Raw genomic sequence first — 15,056 nt, 5'->3', positions numbered from 1 at the left:
CGACTAACTACACGCGGCCAGAACCAGCTCCCGCACGCGCGCCGCGTCGGCCTGACCCTTGGTGGCCTTCATCACCGCGCCGACGATCGCGCCCGCCGCCTGCACCTTGCCGCCGCGAATCTTCTCGACGATGCCGGGATTGGCGGCCAGCGCCTCGTCGACGGCGGCCTGCAGCGCCGAATCGTCGCGGACCACCTCCAACCCGCGGTCGGCCATCACCTGCGCGGGCTCCCCCTCGCCGGCGAGCACGCCCTCGACGACCTGACGGGCCAGCTTGTTCGAGAGCTTCCCGTCGTCGACCAGCTTCACCACCGCGGCCACCTGCGCCGGGCTGATCGGCAGCGCGTCGAGTTCCACCCCCGATTCGTTGGCCTTCTGCACCAGGAAGTTGCCCCACCAGGCGCGGGCGGACTCGCTGGAGGCGCCCTGCTCGACGGTCGCGGCGACGAGGTCGATCGCACCGTTGTTGACCAGGTCGCGCATCACCTCGTCGGAGATACCCCACTCCTGCTGAATCCGGTTGCGGCGCAGCCACGGCAGCTCGGGCAGGCTCTGGCGCAGGCGCTCGACGACCTCGGCGTCCGGGGCGACCGGTTCGAGATCCGGTTCGGGGAAGTAGCGGTAGTCCTCGGCGGTCTCCTTGCTGCGACCCGGCGAGGTGTACCCGTCCTCATGGAAGTGCCGAGTCTCCTGGTGCACCTGGCCACCCGCGGTCAGAACCGCTGCCTGACGGCGCATCTCGTATCGCACCGCCACCTCGACGCTTTTGAGCGAGTTGACGTTCTTCGTCTCGGTCCGCGTGCCGAACTCGGCCTGCCCGATCGGTTTGAGCGACACGTTCGCATCGCAGCGCATCGACCCCTGGTCCATCCGAACGTCGGACACGTCGAGCGCCCGCAGCAGATCGCGCAGTGCGGTCACGTAGGCGCGGGCGATCTCCGGCGCCCGGGCGCCCGCACCCTCGATCGGCCTGGTGACGATCTCGATCAGGGGCACCCCGGCCCGGTTGTAGTCGGCCAGCGAGTTCGTCGCCCCGGCGATGCGGCCGGTGTCGCTGCCCAGGTGGGTCAGCTTGCCGGTGTCCTCCTCCATGTGCGCACGTTCGATCTCCACGCGCCACGTGCTGCCGTCGTCGAGGGGGACGTCGAGATACCCGTTGATCGCGATCGGCTCGTCGTACTGCGAGATCTGATAGTTCTTCGGCTGGTCGGGATAGAAGTAGTTCTTCCGCGCGAACCGGCACCACGGCACGATCTCGCAGTTCAGCGCCAAGCCGATCCGGATCGCCGACTCGACGGCCTGCTGGTTGAGCACGGGCAGCGACCCGGGCAGGCCGAGGCAGACGGGGCACACCTGGGTGTTGGGTTCGGCGCCGAAGGCGTTGGCGCAGCCGCAGAACATCTTGGTCGCCGTCGAGAGCTCGACGTGCACCTCCATGCCCATCACCGGTTCGAAGCGGGCCACCACGTCGTCGTAGTCGAGCAGTTCTGCCGCCGATGTCACCGTCATGGCCCCGATCCTAGTTGTGGCCTCCCGGACCTCGACCATCCCCGGAAGCGACGCGGACAACACCGCGGTGTGCGGGGTGACGAAGCCCCCACCTCGGGGCGATGACGCCTGGTCGCATCGGTTAATAAGGGGGGCTAAAGTGTCGATCAAGATCAACGGATCGGGGTCAGGGGATGAAGATCAGTCGGGTCTGGAGCAGCATGATCGCCGCAGCGGCGGTGGGGTCGGCCACGCTGGCCGTCGGGGCCCTCGGCACGCCCGCCGCGGGCGCCGAAGCGTGCCCGGACGTCGAGGTCATCTTCGCGCGCGGCACCACCGAGGCGCCCGGCGTGGGGTGGGCCGGTCAGGAATTCGTCGACGCGTTGCAGGCACAGTTGGGCGGCAGGTCGGTGCGGGTCTACCCGGTGGCCTATCCGGCGAGCCCGGACTGGCCGCGCGCCGCCGACGGGGTCGTCGACACCAGCAACCGCATCCGCGACATCGTGGCCACCTGCCCCGACACCGAGATGGTGCTCGGCGGGTACTCCCAGGGCGCGGCGGTCATGGGTTATGTGACGGCAGACCAGACTCCGTCCGGGTACATCCCCCCGGCCGGCATCACGGGGCCGATGGCTCCCGAGATCGCCGACCACGTCGCCGCCGTCGTCCTGTTCGGCACGCCGTCGACCCGGTTCCTCGACGCGATCAGCGCACCGCCCATCACGATCGGCTCGCTGTATGCGGACAAGACGCTCAGCCAGTGCATCCCCGACGACCCGGTCTGCGCCTCGGACGGCGCAAACCTGTTCGCGCACAGTCAATACGGTGCCAACGGCATGATCGACCAGGCCGCCACCTTCGCCGCCGACCGACTCGGCGACATCGAGGCTCAGCCGAAGAACTCCGCGGCGTCGTCGTAGCGGGTCTGCGGCACCAGCTTGAGGTGACGTGTCGCGTCGGCCAACGACACCCGGCCGATCTCCTGGCCGCGCAGCGACACCATCATCCCGTACTCACCGGCGTGTGCGGCGTCGGCGGCGTTGACGCCGAAGCGCGTCGCCAGCACCCGGTCGAAGGGGGTGGGAGTCCCGCCGCGCTGGACGTGGCCGAGCACCGTCACCCGGACGTCGCGGTTGACCCGTTTCTCGACCTCGATGGCCAACTGCTGGGCCACGCCGGTGAACTTCTCGTGACCGAATTCGTCCATCCCGCCCTGCCGTAACTGCATGGTGCCCTCGGCGGGTTTGGCCCCCTCGGCAACGACACAGATGAAATGCGAATCCCCGCGGACGAACCGCTGTTTGACCAACCGGCACACCTCTTCGACGTCGAAGGGCTGTTCGGGGATCAGGGTCATGTGCGCGCCGGAGGCCAGACCGGCGTTCAGCGCGATCCAGCCGGCGTGGCGGCCCATCACCTCGACCAGCATCACCCGCTGATGCGATTCGGCGGTGGAGTGCAGCCGGTCGATCGCCTCGCTGGCCACAGTCAACGCGGTGTCGTGCCCGAAAGTGACGTCGGTGCAATCGATGTCGTTGTCGATGGTCTTCGGCACGCCGACCACCGGTACGTTCTCCTCGGACAGCCAGTGCGCGGCGGTCAAGGTGCCCTCACCGCCGATCGGGATCAGCACGTCGATGCCGTTGTCGTCGAGCGTCTGCTTGATCTGGTCGAGGCCGGCGCGCAGCTTCTCCGGATGCACCCGCGCGGTGCCCAGCATGGTGCCGCCCTTGGCGAGCAGCCGGTCGTTGCGATCGTCGTTGCGCAACTGGATCCGGCGGTTCTCCAACAGACCGCGCCAGCCGTCCTGGAAACCCACGACCGAGGAGCCGTAGCGGACGTCGCAGGTGCGGACCACGGCCCGGATCACCGCGTTGAGGCCGGGACAGTCACCGCCGCCGGTGAGAACTCCTATGCGCATGGCTCCATTCTCCCCGTGCCTCCCGTCGAGCGCACGGTTGTTCGCGGCTCGACTCGACGTTGGCGTCCACCAACCGTGCGGTCGGCGCCTACAACGCGGTCGGCAGCGGGCCGCGGGCCGCCTCGTAGGCCGCACCCACCCGGTACAACCGGTCGTCGGCCAGTGCGGGCGCCATGATCTGCAGGCCGACCGGAAGGTTGTCGTCCGGGGACAGGCCCGACGGCACCGACATCCCGCAGTGCCCGGCCAGATTCAGCGGCAGGGTGCACAGGTCGAACAGGTACATCGCCAGCGGGTCGTCGACCTTCTCCCCGATCGGGAAGGCGGTCGTCGGGGTGGCCGGAGACACCAGCACGTCGACACGTCCGTACGCCGCGTCGAGGTCACCGGCGATCAGGGTGCGGACCTTCTGCGCCTGGTTGTAGTAGGCGTCGTAATAGCCGGCCGACAGCGCGTAGGTGCCGATCATGATGCGGCGCTTGACTTCTGGACCGAAGCCGGCGGCCCGGGTCAGCGCCATCACTTCTTCGGCGCTGCGGGTCCCGTCGTCGCCGGCGCGCAATCCGAACCGCATCGCGTCGAAGCGGGCGAGGTTCGACGACACCTCCGACGGCAGGATCAGGTAGTAGGCCGCCAGTGAATGGTCGAAGTTCGGGCAGTCCACCTCGGTGACGTCGGCGCCGAGAGCGGTGAGTTGCTCGACCGCCTCGGTGAACGACGACAGCACACCGGGTTGATAACCCTCGCCGCGCAACTGCTTGACCACGCCGATCCGCACACCGCTCAGGTCACCGGACGCACCGGCACGGGCGGCGGCGACGACGTCCGGTACCTCGGCGGGCACCGAGGTGGAATCCCTGGGATCGTGGCCCGCGATCACCTGGTGCAGCAGCGCGGTGTCGAGCACCGTGCGGGCACACGGCCCACCCTGGTCCAGCGAGGACGCGCAGGCGATCAGCCCGTACCGCGAGACGGTGCCGTAGGTGGGCTTCACCCCGACGGTGGCGGTCAGCGCCGCAGGCTGACGGATCGAGCCACCGGTGTCGGTACCGATGGCCAGCGGCGCCTGGAACGCCGCCAGCGCCGCCGCGCTCCCGCCGCCGGACCCGCCGGGCACCCGCTCGACGTCCCACGGGTTGCGGGTCGGCCCGTAGGCGGAGTTCTCGGTCGAACTGCCCATGGCGAACTCGTCCATGTTGGTCTTGCCGAGGATCGGCAGCCCCGCCGCGCGCAGCCGCACCGTGACGGTGGCGTCGTAGGGAGAGCGCCAACCCTCGAGGATCTTCGACCCGCAGGTCGTCGGCATGTCGGTGGTGGTGAACACGTCCTTGAGCGCGATCGGCACCCCAGCCAGCGGTGACGGCAGACGCTCACCGGCGGCCACCGCGGAGTCGATGCGGGCGGCTTCGGCGAGCGCCTCGGCGGCGGCCACGTGCAGGAACGCGTGGTAACGCTCGTCGGTGTCGGCGATCTGGTCCAGGCACGCCCGGGTGAGTTCGGTCGACGAGATCTCCTTGGCGGCGATGCGCCCGGCCAGCGTGGCGGCGTTCTCGCGGATGAGGTCGCTCATTCGGGCTCCCTCAGGATGCGCGGGACGGCGAAGCGTCCGTCGACGGCCTTCGGTGCGGCGTCGAGCGCCTGGTCCTGGGTGAGGCCGGGCACCACCATGTCGGGGCGCATGACGTTGACGTCGGTCAGCGGGTTGCCGGTCGGCCGTACACCGGTGACGTCGACGGACTGGATCGCGCTGACGTGGCCCAGGATGGCGTCCAACTGGCCGGCGAAGCTGTCGAGTTCATCATCGCTCAGCGCCAGGCGGGCCAGTCGGGCCAGGTGGGCCACCTCGTCTCGGGAGATCTGTGACACGACCACGAAGCCTAGTCGGGGGCCACGCGGCGCGGGTCGGCGGCGCTGAGCACCGCGGTTTCGCAAGTCGCTTCGCGGGGCGGTCCATGCGAAAGTGGTCGCCGTGCCTTCCTATCTACTGCGAGTTCAGGTCGAGGACCGGCCCGGCCGGCTCGGCTCGCTCGCCGTGGCTCTGGGCTCGGTGGGCGCGGACATCCTGTCGCTCGACGTGGTCGAACGAGTGGCCGGTTACGCGATCGACGATCTCGTGGTCGACCTGCCCGCGGGGACGATGCCCGACCGGGTGATCACCGCGGCCGAAAGTCTCACCGGCGTCTACGTCGACACCATCCGCCCCCACACCGGGCTGCTCGAAGCGCATCGTGAACTCGAGTTGATCGACCACATCGCGGCGGCGCCCAGGGCGCAGAAGCTGCAGGTGCTCGCCGACGAGGCGCCGCGGGTCCTGCGCGTGGGCTGGTGCACGGTCGTGCGCACCGCCGATTCCGGCCTGCAGCGCATCGTCGGCAGCCATGGCGCCCCGGAAACACAGGCCGAGAGCGCGCCCTGGCTGCCGCTGGCGCATGCCGAGGCGCTCGACGCCTCCGCCGAATGGGTGCCGCAGGTGTGGCGCGACATGGACACCACGCTGGCGGCGGCGCCGCTCGGCGACCACCACACCGCGGTGGTGCTGGGCCGCCCGGGCGGACCGGCCTTCCGGCCGTCAGAGGTCGCGCGGCTCGGCTATCTCGCAGGCATCGTCACGACGATCCTGCGGTAGCGGTGCTCAGCCGCCCGCCGGAACCGGGTAGCGGTCGTTGACGTCGGCGTTGGTGTCCTTGCGGGCGCAGTGGGCACAGCAGAAGATCGCCTCTTCCGTCTCGATCCCGTGCCCGAGGATCCGGCATCCGCAGTGCGCGCATTCGGGCGCCAGCTGGACCGCCGCGCACTCGATGCTGTCGAACGTCGCACTGCGTCCGTCGGCCCACGTCACGGTGAACGCCTTGTCGTAGTGGTTGCCGCAGGTGTCGCAGGTCGCCATGGAGTCCTCCCTGTTGTCTCCCTGTTGTCTTCGTGACCCCAGGGGTTCCCAGGGGCTCGGCCGCCAAACCCGCCGCATCGTTTCGCGCTTGCACCCCAGGGGTATTGGACCGATCGGCGCGCAGCCCACTGCGCCGACCTTTTCCACCGACATGCGGAGGTTTCCTCGCGTGGCTCAGAAGCCCATCAACACCGGTCAGGACGTCGTCGACTACCTCGAGGCGCAACACCAAGCGATCCGGCAGCTGTTCGTCGAGACGCTCGACGCGGCCGACGCCGACACCAAGCGTGAGAAGTTCACCCGGCTGCGCACCATGCTGGCGGTCCACGAGACGGCCGAGGAGATGATGGTGCACCCGCGGGTGCGTCGCAAGATCGAGGGAGCGGGCGCGGTCGTCGACGCGCGCCTCGCCGAGGAGCACGACTCGAAGGTCGCTCTGAGCGAACTCGAGAAGCTCGACATCGACACCGCGGAGTTCACCAAGGGGTTGATCCATCTGCAGGCGGCCGTCCTCGAGCACGCCGAGAAGGAAGAGGCCGAGGAGTTCCCACTTCTCACAGAGCATCTCGAATCCGAGGAGCTCGAACGCCTCGCCGTCGCGGTCCAGGTCGCCGAGCGCATCGCGCCGACCCACCCGCACGCCGGCGTCGAATCGGCAACCGCGAACTTCGCACTCGGCCCGTTCGCCTCGCTGATCGACCGGGCGCGCGACGCGCTGCGCGGCGCCGCCTGACCCGCCGCCCAACCAGAATCGCGCCGAGCCTTCCGGCCGGCGGCTGTTACGGTCGAATGAGACCGACGACTCCGCCGTCCGGAAGGCTTCTGCGTGGGAACGTTCCTGATCGTGCTGGCCATCGCGCTGTTCGCCGGCGCAGTCATCGCCCTGGTGCTGGCCGTGCGGCGCTCGAAGAAGCCGAAGCCGGCCCCGCAGCGCACCGATCCGCTGCGGTTCTCGATGCCGCAGGAGTTCGGTCCCCGCCAACTCGGGCCCGGCGCCATCGTCAGCTACGGCGGTGTCGACCTCGTCGTCCGGGGTTCGGTGACCCTGCGCCAGGGCCCGTTCGTCTGGTGGGAACACCTGCTCGAAGGCGGCGACGAACCGGTCTGGTTCAGCGTCGAGGAGGACGAGGGGCGCCTCGAACTCGCGATGTGGACCCGTCGCCCCGACCTGCAACTGCAGCCGGGTGGATCTCATGTCGTCGACGGCATCGGATTCGTCGAGATCGAACACGGCCGCGCCTCGTACACCACCGAGGGCACCACCGGCCTGCCCCCGGGTGGCGACATGGAATTCGTCGACTATGCCGACAACACCGGCGACGCCCTGCTGGGGTTCGAACGCTGGGCGCCCGAGATGCCGTGGGAGATCTCGCTCGGGCGCACGGTGCGTGCCGGTGAGCTCACCGTCTACCCGGCTCCCCCGGCCGGCTCCTAGGGCAGCACCTTGCCGTTCCACCAACTCGCCGTGGCCCCCGCCGACGTCGACGGCGCCGCGCTCGGGCTGGCCCTCGACGCACCCGCCCCGGCACCGCTGGCCAGCATCCGACTGCCGCATCGCCGCGGCGGCGCGCTGGTCCTCGGTGTGCTCGGCGCCTCGCACATCGTGACCGTGGAGCATCCCGCGGGCCGGTTCAGCGAAGAGGTGTCGTGTTCGGCCCATGCACACGGCCGCGCACTGCCCGGCCGTCACGACGCCCGCGGTTACCGCTTCGATTCCGAGACGACGACCTGCGGCGCAACGCAATTCGCGGAGTTGGTGGCACGGCTGCACGAACGCTGTCTGACCGACCGCAACACCCTCGGTGGCCGCTTCCCCGGCGACGACGCCGCGCTGACCGTCCTGCAGGCGCGCCCCGACGGGCCTGGCTGGCGGTGGTGGACGTGGCATCTCTACCCCGCCGCCGACGGCGGCACCGCCGTCCACACGTCGAGCCGGTGGCGCCCGTGACCCGCACCGGCCTGTTCACGCTGTCCGGCGCCCTCGCCGTAGGCGGGGTCATCTGCCTGCTGCTCGGAATGTCGTTGATGGGCGGCAACATCCGCGATCACGTCGCCACGAACTACTCGCGGTACGCCGGCGACACCGACGGCACCGACTACACCTGCAGCGGATCGCCGAGCACGGTGGCCGACGAGCTGGCCGCCCAGGTGCCGCCCGAGGCCCGCACGACAGACCGCGGGACGACGTACCTGCGTTACGACGACGAGATCGTCATCGTCGGCCCGGACGGCACCCGCCCCTGCACCATCCGCGTCGAGGAGCTCGGCGCCCGCTACAGCTCGGGCGGATTCATCTTCCTCGGGCCCGGCTTCTTCCCCGGCTCACCGTCCGGTGGGTCGGGTGGCAGCCCGGGCGGTCCCGGCGGTTCGAAGTGACACCACCCACGAAGGAGCATCCGATGTACCTGGCCGTCGAATTCGGCACCATCAGCGGTGAGAGCCTCACCCAGAACGTGGTGGCGGCGATCCTGTACTTCGTGGTCGGCGCCCTGGTGCTGGCGGCCGGGTTCGGGTTGATGGACCTGCTGACGCCTGGCAGCCTGCGCCACCTGGTGTTCGTCGAGTACCGGCCCAACGCCGTGGCGGTCGCCGCCGGAATGTATGCGGCGCTGGCCATCGTGGTGGTGTCCGCGATCATCGCCAGCTCGAACGAGCTCGGTCAGGGTCTGGTCGACGCCGCCGTCTACGGCATCGTCGGGGTCCTGCTGCAGGGGGTGGCGCTGGTGGTGCTCGAGGTGGCGGTGCCCGGACGCTTTCGCGATCTGATCGAAGCCGAGCGCCTGCACCCCTCGGCGATCGCGACGGCGGTCGTGCTGCTGGCGGTGGGAGGGGTGAACGCCGCCGCGCTGTCATGACGACGACGGAACCCGCGCCCGCCGACCCGGCGACCGGCCGGCCGTCGACGCGGTGGCGGGCGCTGCTGCTGGCGGCCGTCGCCGCCTGCGCCGCATGCGGTCTGGTGTACGAATTGGCGTTGCTGACCCTGTCGTCGAGCATGCACGGCGGCGGCATCGTCGCGACCTCGCTGATCGTCGCCGGCTACGTGGCGGCGCTCGGGGCGGGTGCGCTGGCGGTCAAACCGCTGCTGGGCCACGCCGCGATCACGTTCGTCGCCGTCGAGACGCTGCTCGGGGTCATCGGCGGGTTGTCCGCCGCCGCGCTTTACGTCACGTTCGCGTTCATCGGCGGTTCGACGTGGGTGCTGGTGGTGGGCACGGCGCTGATCGGCGGACTGGTCGGCGCCGAGGTGCCGCTGCTGATGACGCTGCTGCAGCGCGGTCGCACCGCCGGCGCCGCCGACAGCGGCCGGGTGCTGGCGAACCTCAACGCCGCCGACTACTTCGGAGCGCTCGTCGGCGGCCTGCTGTGGCCGTTCCTGCTGCTCCCCCACCTCGGGATGATCCGCGGCGCCGCCGCCACCGGGGTCATCAACCTGGTCGCGGCCGCCGTCGTCGCGGTGTTCCTGTTGCGCCACATCGTCTCCGGCCGGCAACTCGCCGTGGCGCTGGGGGCGCTGACCGCCGCGCTGCTGCTGTTGGTGACGCTGCTGATCCGCGCCGACGGGATCGAGACCACCACGCGCCAGCGGCTTTACAACGATCCGATCGTGGCGTTCGCGCGCTCGCCGTACCAGGAGATCGTCGTGACCAGGCGCGGCGACGACATGCGCCTGTACCTCGACGGTGGTCTGCAGTTCTCCACCCGTGATGAGTTCCGGTACACCGAGAGCCTGGTCTACCCGGCGCTCGGCCAGGGCGCCCGCTCAGCGCTGATCCTCGGCGGCGGAGACGGGTTGGCGGCCCGAGAGTTGTTGCGCCACAGGAGTACGGAGCACATCACGCAGGTGGAGCTGGACCCCGCCGTGATCGACCTGGCCCGCACGACGCTGCGCGGGGCGAATCGCGACGCCCTCGACGATCCGCGGGTCACGGTCGTGGTCGACGATGCGATGACGTGGTTGCGCACCGTCGACCGGACGTTCGACGCGGTGATCGTCGATCTGCCCGACCCGGACAACCCGGTGCTGGGCCGGCTGTACTCGACGGAGTTCTACACACTGGTCACGCGCGCAGTCGCGCCCGACGGGCTGATGGTGGTGCAGGCCGGCAGCCCGTACTCGACGCCGACGGCGTTCTGGCGCACGGTGTCGACGATCGAGTCCGCGGGTTTCGCGGTCACGCCGTATCACGTGCACGTACCGACCTTCGGCGACTGGGGTTTCGCCCTGGCCCGTCTCGGTCAGACCCCGCCGGTGCCAACCGTGCCTAACGACGTTGCGCCACTGCGGTTCCTGAACCAGGAGGTGCTCGACGCCGCCACGGTGTTCTCCGCCGACGTCGGCCCGCAACGGCTGGAACCGTCGACGCTGGAACACCCGCGGATCGTCGACGACATCCGGCGGGGATACCGCTAGTCCGCCGGCTCCCCGGGTCCGTCCGCCGGCTCCTCGGGCCCATTCTCCAGCAGGCGGCGGAAGCCGTCCTCGTCGAGGACGGGCACACCGAGTTCGATGGCCTTGTCGTACTTGGATCCGGGTGAGTCGCCGGCGACCACATAGGCGGTCTTCTTCGACACCGACCCGGCGGCCTTACCGCCGCGGGCGATGATCGCCTCCTTGGCCCCGTCGCGCGAGAACCCGGCCAGTGACCCGGTCACCACGATCGACAGTCCCTCCAGCGTGCGGGCGATGCTCGCATCGCGTTCGTCGGCCATCCGCACGCCCGCGGCGCGCCACTTCTCGACGATCGCGCAGTGCCAGTCGACGGTGAACCACTCCTTGACGGCGGCGGCGATCGTCGGGCCGACGCCTTCGGTCGCGGCGAGTTGTTCCTCGGAGGCCTCGATGATCGCGTCGAGGCTGCCGAACTCGGTGGCCAGCGCCCGGGCCGCCGTCGGCCCGACGTGGCGGATCGACAAGGCCACCAGCACCCGCCACAGCGGCTGGGCCTTGGCCTTGCCGAGGTTGGCCAGCAGCCGCCTGCCGTTGGCCGACACCGCGCCGCCCTTGGTGGTGAACAACTCGGTGCGCAGCAGGTCGTCCTCGGTGAGCGTGAACAGGTCGCCCTCGTCGGTGATGACGCCGGCCTGCAACAGCGCGATCCCCGCCTCGTACCCGAGGCCCTCGATGTCGAAGGCGCCGCGGCCCGCGACGTGGAACACCCGCTCCCGCAACTGCGCCGGGCAGGTGCGCGCGTTGGGGCAGCGGATGTCGGCGTCGCCCTCCTTGGCGGGGGCCAGTTCGGTACCGCACTCGGGGCAGTGCGTCGGCATCACGAACTCGCGTTCGGAGCCGTCGCGCAGATCGACCACCGGGCCCAGCACCTCGGGGATGACGTCACCGGCCTTGCGGATCACCACGGTGTCGCCGATCAGCACGCCCTTGCGCTTGACCTCCGACGCGTTGTGCAGCGTCGCCAGGCCGACGGTGGAACCGGCCACCTTCACCGGCTCCATGTAGGCGAACGGGGTGACGCGACCCGTACGGCCCACGTTGACCCGGATGTCGAGCAGCTTGGTCTGCGCCTCTTCGGGCGGATACTTGTACGCCACCGCCCACCGCGGCGCGCGTGACGTCGCGCCGAGCCGGCGCTGCAGCGTGATCTGGTCCAGTTTGACCACCACACCGTCGATTTCGTGTTCGATGTCGTGGCGGTGCTCGCCCCAGTACGCGATGCGCTCCTGCACCGCGTCGATGCCCTGCACGCGGGCGGTGTGGTCGGACACCGGCAGCCCCCAGGCACGCAGTGCCACATAGGCCTCGTGCAGGCTGTCGGGGCTGAATCCCTCGGTGTGGCCGATGCCGTGGCACACCATCCGCAGCGGGCGGCGCGCGGTGACCGCGGGATTTTTCTGGCGCAGGGAGCCGGCCGCGCTGTTGCGGGGATTGGCGAACGGCGCTTTGCCCTCGGCGACCAGGCCCGCGTTGAGCGCTTCGAAGTCGGCGACCCGGAAGAACACCTCACCGCGGACCTCGAGCACCGCCGGGTGGGGGTACTCCTCGGACTCGGCCAGCCGTTCGGGCACGTCGTCGAGGGTGCGGGCGTTGAGCGTGACATCCTCGCCGACCCTGCCGTCACCGCGCGTCGCGGCGCGTTCCAGCCGCCCGTCGCGGTACACCAGTGCCAGCGCCAGGCCGTCGACCTTCAGCTCGCACAGATAGGCCGCGTCGTCGCCGACCTCGGCCCGGACCCGGGTCGCCCAGGCGGTGAGCTCGTCGACGTTGAAGACGTCATCGAGGCTCAGCATCCGCTCCAGGTGCTCGGCGGACGTGAAGTCGGTGGCGAACCCGGCCCCGCCGACCAGCTGGGTCGGCGAATCCGGGGTACGCAGCTCGGGGTGTGCCGCCTCCAGCGCCTCGAGTTGTCCGAAGAGCTTGTCGAATTCGGCGTCGGAGACGATCGGCGCGTCCCGCACGTAATAGCGGAACTGGTGGTCGCGGACCTCGTCGGCGAGCGCCTGCCACCGGTGGCGCAGTTCTGCCTCGGCTTCGGTGGCCTGCTCCTGCGGCTCGGCGTCCGGGGTCGACTTCGCGCTCACCCCCGAAGGCTATCGAAGCCCGCTGACAAACTTCCGAGCCAAGCCCTAGCCTGGCGGTTGTGCCGCATCCGATCATGTTCCGCGACGACGACCCCGGGCTGGCCGAGGTCAGGGAGATCGCCCTCGGCTACCCGGAGGCCTACGAGAAGGTGTCACACGGACGGCCGTGCTTCTTCGTGTCGAAGATGTTCGCTATGTACGGCGGCAGCACCAAGGAGACCGGGGCGATGACCACCGTCTCCCACTGCGTGCTGGTCAAGGTCGACGAGTCCGACCGCGAGGCATTGCAGGCCGACGACCGCTTCTTCCTGCCCGCCTACCTGGGGCCGTCCGGCTGGCTGGGACTCGACTTCGACCGGGCCGAGGTGGACTGGGACGAGGTGCGCGAACTCGTCGACGCCTCGTTCCGGTTGGTGGCGCCACGCCGGTTGGTCAAGCAACTCGACGGACTCTGACCGCGCGGGCCGCCGGTCGTGGTTCGATCGGGACACCATGAGTTTCGCGAGCCCGTACCCCGCCGTCCAGATCCCGACGACCAGCGTTTACGACTATCTGTTCAACGACCTCAGCGACACCGACGCCGCGCGGGTCGCCCTGATCGACACCCGCTCCGGCGATCAGATGACCTACGGCGAGATGCTCGCCCGTATCGACGCCTTCGCCGGCGCGCTCGCCTACCGCGGCGTCGGGGTCGGCGACGTCGTCGGGTTGCTCGCGCCCAACAGTTCGGCGTTCGCGATCGCCTTCCACGGCATCCTGCGCGCCGGCGCGACCGCCACCACGATCAATGCGCTGTTCACGGCGAAGGATGTCGCCAAACAACTGGCCGACTCGCAGGCCACGATGCTCGTCACCGTGACGCCGCTGCTCGCCCACGCCGCCGAGGGCGCCGCCGCCGTGGGGCTCGCCGACGACCGCATCATCGTGCTCGACGGTCCCGGCGCGGCCGCCGACGGACACCCCAACGCCGCCGACCTGCTCGGCCCCGGTTTCGCGCCGCCGGAGGTGAGTTTCGACCCGGCCACGCACCTCGCGGTGCTGCCCTACAGCTCGGGCACGACCGGCAACCCCAAGGGCGTCATGCTCACCCACCGCAACCTGACGGCCAACGTCGCGCAGATCCGGCCGGTGCAGGGGATGACGGCCGACGACCGGATCCTGGCCGTGCTGCCGTTCTTCCACATCTACGGGATGACGGTGCTGCTCAACGCCGCTCTGCACGCCCGGGCGGCACTGGTGATCATGCCGAGCTTCGATCTCACCGAGTTCCTCGCCAACATCGCCGACCACAAGTGCACGTATGCGTTCATCGCGCCGCCGGTCGCGGTGGCGCTGGCCAAGCACCCGTTGATCGACGAGTACGACCTCTCCTCACTGCAGGGCATCATGTCCGGCGCCGCCCCGCTCGACGCAGATCTCGGCCGGGCCGTCGCCGAGCGCCTGGGGTGTGCGGTGGTGCAGGGCTACGGGATGAGCGAGCTGAGCCCGGTCAGCCACGTCACACCGTTCGACGGTGGCGTGGAGATGGTCGGCACGGCGGCGCCACTGGCGTCGAGCGGATGGACCGTGCCGAACTCGGAGAGCCGGCTCACCGATCCGGAGACGGGCGGCGAGATCGACATTCCGCCAAGCGGTATGAGCACCACCGGTGAGCTGTGGTTCCGCGGCCCGAACGTGATGGCCGGCTACCTCAACAACGAGGAGGCCACCCGCGAGACCATCGACGACGACGGGTGGTTGCACACCGGCGACCTGGCCCAGGTGGACGAACACGGCTGTGTGTACATCGTCGACCGGCTCAAGGAGCTGATCAAGTACAAGGGCTACCAGGTGCCACCCGCCGAACTCGAGGCGGTGCTGCTCTCACACGATGCGGTCGCCGATGTGGCGGTGATCGGCGTCGTCGACACCGAATCCGGCGAAGAGGTGCCCAAGGCGTTCGTGGTGCGCCAGCCCGGGGCGTCGTTGACCGAGGCCGAGGTGATGGAGTTCGTAGCGGGCCAGGTGGCGCCGTACAAGAAGGTGCGCAAGGTCGAGTTCATCGAGGCGATCCCGAAGTCGGCCTCGGGCAAGATCTTGCGAAAGGACTTGCGCCACTAGCTCGCTCACCATCGACTTTGCGCGTAGATCGCGATCTCGGCGGCGGTTTCAAGCGGTGGATGCAACACCCTTCTTGATTGGAGTGTGTTGTGGGCGGTCATTTGGTGTTGCGGTCGCGGATGC

16 protein-coding genes are annotated in these 15,056 nt (G+C 69.7%); 10 read left to right on the top strand and 6 right to left on the bottom strand.

The annotated features are described in order from the left end of the window. Positions 1–3 precede the first annotated feature (3 nt). On the bottom strand, positions 4–1,509 hold the full coding sequence (gatB, locus tag AU195_RS17155; RefSeq protein WP_059160264.1) for an Asp-tRNA(Asn)/Glu-tRNA(Gln) amidotransferase subunit GatB: 1,506 nt from the start codon (positions 1,507–1,509) through the stop codon (positions 4–6). Positions 1,510–1,682: 173 nt separating this feature from the next. Between gatB and AU195_RS17150 the strand changes: the two genes are divergently transcribed. After that, on the top strand, positions 1,683–2,408 hold the full coding sequence (locus tag AU195_RS17150) for a cutinase family protein (RefSeq protein ID WP_059160263.1): 726 nt from the start codon (positions 1,683–1,685) through the stop codon (positions 2,406–2,408). Here AU195_RS17150 and AU195_RS17145 read toward each other — a convergent pair. From AU195_RS17145 to gatC, 3 genes are all read right to left on the bottom strand, one after another. Continuing rightward, positions 2,378–3,409, bottom strand: coding sequence for an ATP-dependent 6-phosphofructokinase (locus AU195_RS17145; RefSeq protein ID WP_059093607.1), 1,032 nt, complete (start codon positions 3,407–3,409; stop codon positions 2,378–2,380). The genes AU195_RS17150 and AU195_RS17145 overlap by 31 nt on opposite strands. Positions 3,410–3,497: 88 nt before the next feature. Beyond that, a complete protein-coding gene (gene gatA, locus AU195_RS17140; RefSeq protein ID WP_059160262.1) occupies positions 3,498–4,979 on the bottom strand; it encodes an Asp-tRNA(Asn)/Glu-tRNA(Gln) amidotransferase subunit GatA in 1,482 nt (493 codons plus the stop codon). Continuing rightward, a complete protein-coding gene (gene gatC / locus AU195_RS17135; RefSeq protein WP_059160432.1) occupies positions 4,976–5,275 on the bottom strand; it encodes an Asp-tRNA(Asn)/Glu-tRNA(Gln) amidotransferase subunit GatC in 300 nt (99 codons plus the stop codon). Before gatC ends, gatA begins: the two co-directional genes overlap by 4 nt. A gap of 103 nt (positions 5,276–5,378) precedes the next feature. Here gatC and AU195_RS17130 point away from each other — a divergent pair, with 103 nt between their 5' ends. Continuing rightward, positions 5,379–6,035 carry an ACT domain-containing protein gene (locus AU195_RS17130; protein WP_059160431.1) on the top strand — a complete coding sequence of 219 codons (657 nt, stop codon included), beginning with the start codon at positions 5,379–5,381 and terminating at the stop codon, positions 6,033–6,035. Between the two features lie 6 nt (positions 6,036–6,041). Here AU195_RS17130 and AU195_RS17125 read toward each other — a convergent pair whose 3' ends face one another. After that, on the bottom strand, positions 6,042–6,296 hold the full coding sequence (locus AU195_RS17125) for a metallothionein (RefSeq protein WP_059160261.1): 255 nt from the start codon (positions 6,294–6,296) through the stop codon (positions 6,042–6,044). A gap of 151 nt (positions 6,297–6,447) precedes the next feature. Here AU195_RS17125 and AU195_RS17120 point away from each other — a divergent pair, with 151 nt between their 5' ends. The 6 genes from AU195_RS17120 (at position 6,448) to AU195_RS17095 (ending at position 10,710) form a co-directional block, all read left to right on the top strand. Further along, positions 6,448–7,029, top strand: coding sequence for a hemerythrin domain-containing protein (locus AU195_RS17120; RefSeq protein WP_059160260.1), 582 nt, complete (start codon positions 6,448–6,450; stop codon positions 7,027–7,029). 93 nt (positions 7,030–7,122) lie between these two features. Further along, positions 7,123–7,731, top strand: coding sequence for a DUF4178 domain-containing protein (locus tag AU195_RS17115; protein ID WP_059160259.1), 609 nt, complete (start codon positions 7,123–7,125; stop codon positions 7,729–7,731). Positions 7,732–7,740: 9 nt separating this feature from the next. Continuing rightward, on the top strand, positions 7,741–8,244 hold the full coding sequence (locus AU195_RS17110; RefSeq protein ID WP_059160258.1) for a DUF2617 family protein: 504 nt from the start codon (positions 7,741–7,743) through the stop codon (positions 8,242–8,244). After that, a complete protein-coding gene (locus AU195_RS17105) occupies positions 8,241–8,672 on the top strand; it encodes a DUF4247 domain-containing protein (RefSeq protein WP_059160430.1) in 432 nt (143 codons plus the stop codon). The genes AU195_RS17110 and AU195_RS17105 overlap by 4 nt, the downstream gene beginning before the upstream one ends. A gap of 23 nt (positions 8,673–8,695) precedes the next feature. Further along, a complete protein-coding gene (locus tag AU195_RS17100; protein ID WP_059160257.1) occupies positions 8,696–9,151 on the top strand; it encodes a DUF350 domain-containing protein in 456 nt (151 codons plus the stop codon). After that, positions 9,148–10,710 (top strand): polyamine aminopropyltransferase, encoded by a 1,563-nt coding sequence (locus tag AU195_RS17095; protein WP_059160256.1) that lies wholly within the window; start codon positions 9,148–9,150, stop codon positions 10,708–10,710. Before AU195_RS17100 ends, AU195_RS17095 begins: the two co-directional genes overlap by 4 nt. Here AU195_RS17095 and ligA read toward each other — a convergent pair. Further along, on the bottom strand, positions 10,707–12,833 hold the full coding sequence (ligA, locus tag AU195_RS17090; RefSeq protein WP_059160255.1) for an NAD-dependent DNA ligase LigA: 2,127 nt from the start codon (positions 12,831–12,833) through the stop codon (positions 10,707–10,709). The genes AU195_RS17095 and ligA overlap by 4 nt on opposite strands. Positions 12,834–12,892: 59 nt before the next feature. Between ligA and AU195_RS17085 the strand changes: the two genes are divergently transcribed. Next, positions 12,893–13,288 carry an MmcQ/YjbR family DNA-binding protein gene (locus AU195_RS17085; RefSeq protein ID WP_286149302.1) on the top strand — a complete coding sequence of 132 codons (396 nt, stop codon included), beginning with the start codon at positions 12,893–12,895 and terminating at the stop codon, positions 13,286–13,288. Positions 13,289–13,325: 37 nt separating this feature from the next. After that, positions 13,326–14,933, top strand: coding sequence for a 4-coumarate--CoA ligase family protein (locus AU195_RS17080; RefSeq protein WP_059160254.1), 1,608 nt, complete (start codon positions 13,326–13,328; stop codon positions 14,931–14,933). Positions 14,934–15,056 lie beyond the last annotated feature (123 nt).

It is taken from the genome of Mycobacterium sp. IS-1496 (genome assembly GCF_001499995.1).
Classification (GTDB): domain Bacteria; phylum Actinomycetota; class Actinomycetes; order Mycobacteriales; family Mycobacteriaceae; genus Mycobacterium.
The sequence above is the reverse complement of the archived record's forward strand: the minus strand, read 5'-3'. Positions and strand labels throughout refer to the sequence as shown.

Bases quoted from the DNA above. Each gene is read 5' to 3' on its own strand.
- gatB (WP_059160264.1), bottom strand. From the start codon at position 1,509: ATGACGGTGACATCGGCGGCAGAACTGCTCGACTACGACGACGTGGTG.
- AU195_RS17150 (WP_059160263.1), top strand. From the start codon at position 1,683: ATGAAGATCAGTCGGGTCTGGAGCAGCATGATCGCCGCAGCGGCGGTG.
- AU195_RS17145 (WP_059093607.1), bottom strand. From the start codon at position 3,409: ATGCGCATAGGAGTTCTCACCGGCGGCGGTGACTGTCCCGGCCTCAAC.
- gatA (WP_059160262.1), bottom strand. From the start codon at position 4,979: ATGAGCGACCTCATCCGCGAGAACGCCGCCACGCTGGCCGGGCGCATC.
- AU195_RS17125 (WP_059160261.1), bottom strand. From the start codon at position 6,296: ATGGCGACCTGCGACACCTGCGGCAACCACTACGACAAGGCGTTCACC.
- AU195_RS17120 (WP_059160260.1), top strand. From the start codon at position 6,448: ATGCGGAGGTTTCCTCGCGTGGCTCAGAAGCCCATCAACACCGGTCAG.
- AU195_RS17100 (WP_059160257.1), top strand. From the start codon at position 8,696: ATGTACCTGGCCGTCGAATTCGGCACCATCAGCGGTGAGAGCCTCACC.
- AU195_RS17095 (WP_059160256.1), top strand. From the start codon at position 9,148: ATGACGACGACGGAACCCGCGCCCGCCGACCCGGCGACCGGCCGGCCG.
- AU195_RS17080 (WP_059160254.1), top strand. From the start codon at position 13,326: ATGAGTTTCGCGAGCCCGTACCCCGCCGTCCAGATCCCGACGACCAGC.